Raw genomic sequence first — 1,722 nt, forward strand, 5'->3', positions numbered from 1 at the left:
GTAAAATAGAGTCAACTTTATTAAATAAAATACCTAAGCTATCAACTATCATATTATCTTTCACTATTACTAATGAAGGTTTTTCATAAAGTTTTTTTTCTTCCTTTCTATTTTTATCTTCATTTGGAGTTATTTCTACATCTTCAATAGTTAATACTTCATTAGTGATGTTATGTATCCATATAGTTTTGTCTTTAAAGTTTAATGTTATAGAATGTGGATATACGTATTTATAAGAATAAATATTAAAGATAATATACCTATCATCAATGACTTCTTTTTTACCACTACAAGCAGCAAGTAACAAAAGTATTATAAGAATATATTTTTGCATACTTAATTATTTAGGTCCTCCTATATTAAAGAATGATAGCCATTTATCTCTATTTATAGTGTCATTTTTCATATTGAAATCTCTCACTAAATAAAAAATATCCCATTCTTTTCCCGTAGGATTAAAACAGTAATACACCCGCTTATTACCTTCAAAATAATTAAATGACATATAAACATATTCATCAGGAACAGGTTGAGACCTTTTACAAGAAAAAGGAGCCCCATTTTGAAGGATAGAATCTATTTTTTCAAATAAGACATTTGTATCAGTAGTCATCTTATTATCAGCTATGAATCCTAACTCATAAATAGTATTATAATCAATTCTATCATTCTTCTGTTTAATAGCTTCTTTAGGTAAAGTCCCTTCTACTACTTCTACTTCATCTTCCACAAATCGGTCAAAGTTAGCTTCATTTATTATATTATGAACAAATACAGATTTGTCCTTAAAATCTAATGTTATAGAATGTGAAGCTAAATTCTTCCCTATATACAAATTAAAAACTATATATCTATCATCAATAGGTTCACTCTTCTTTTTCTCCTGACAAGCAATAAAAGATAAAAGTATTATAAAAATATATTTTTGCATAATTATTTTCATTTATCATAGAATAACTTCCATTTATCAGCATTTACTGTGTCGTTTTTTATAATATAATCCTGTGTTAAATTAAGAATATGCCATTCCTTGCCGCTCTCGGGGAGAAAAGAATGATAAATTTGTTTATTATCTTTAAGAAGATAAAATGACATAGAAATATAGTCAGCATATATAATTTCATTTTCAGAGTAATTGTTTTTTATATTATTAATATCTATTGTCTTCAAAATAGAATCTATTTCTGAAAATAGATGCGCTGTATTTTTAGTCAATATACAATCTTTTAGAGCATCTTCTCTATTGAGAATATATTGATTATTGTTATTATGTAAGGATTTTCTATCATCTTTTATATTATGTAAAAATATGGATTGATCCTTAAAATTTAAAATAATAGAAAAAGGAGTAACCTTTCCATTAGCTACAAACATATTAAATACAATAATCCTATTATCAATGTATTTTTGAGGTACTTCTCCTTTACAAGAAATAAGAAAGAGAAGAATTATAAAAATATATTTTCGCATAATTAATTATTTTTTATAAAGAGTTTTCAATTCATTACCGTTTATCGTATCATTGTTTATAATATAGTCTCTTACTAAGTAGAAAATATTCCATTCCTTAGACTGAGGGTTATAACTATAATGTATATGTTTTTTATTTTTAAAGTAGTTAAATGATAAATATACGTATTGGTCAGGCATAGGTATCTCACTTTTATAAGAAAAAGCTTCCTTATTTTGTAAAATAGAGTCAACTTTATTAAATAAAATACC

General features: G+C 24.7%; 2 protein-coding genes and 2 pseudogenes. All 4 read right to left on the reverse strand.

Annotated features, from left to right (window positions below; all coding sequences use genetic code 11):
- A pseudogene (locus tag HMPREF9073_RS09270) lies at positions 1 to 334 on the reverse strand (hypothetical protein); the annotation flags it as partial.
- 6 nt (positions 335 to 340) lie between these two features.
- Positions 341 to 931, reverse strand: coding sequence for a hypothetical protein (locus HMPREF9073_RS09275; protein WP_051046584.1), 591 nt, complete (start codon positions 929 to 931; stop codon positions 341 to 343).
- 8 nt (positions 932 to 939) lie between these two features.
- Positions 940 to 1,470 carry a hypothetical protein gene (locus tag HMPREF9073_RS09280; RefSeq protein ID WP_009413475.1) on the reverse strand — a complete coding sequence of 177 codons (531 nt, stop codon included), beginning with the start codon at positions 1,468 to 1,470 and terminating at the stop codon, positions 940 to 942.
- A gap of 6 nt (positions 1,471 to 1,476) precedes the next feature.
- A pseudogene (locus HMPREF9073_RS16330) lies at positions 1,477 to 1,722 on the reverse strand (hypothetical protein); the annotation flags it as partial.

The organism is Capnocytophaga sp. oral taxon 326 str. F0382 (assembly GCF_000318295.1).
Classification (GTDB): domain Bacteria; phylum Bacteroidota; class Bacteroidia; order Flavobacteriales; family Flavobacteriaceae; genus Capnocytophaga; species Capnocytophaga periodontitidis.

Coding starts and splice junctions, on each gene's coding strand:
- HMPREF9073_RS09275 (WP_051046584.1), bottom strand. CDS start 931: ATGCAAAAATATATTTTTATAATACTTTTATCTTTTATTGCTTGTCAG.
- HMPREF9073_RS09280 (WP_009413475.1), bottom strand. CDS start 1,470: ATGCGAAAATATATTTTTATAATTCTTCTCTTTCTTATTTCTTGTAAA.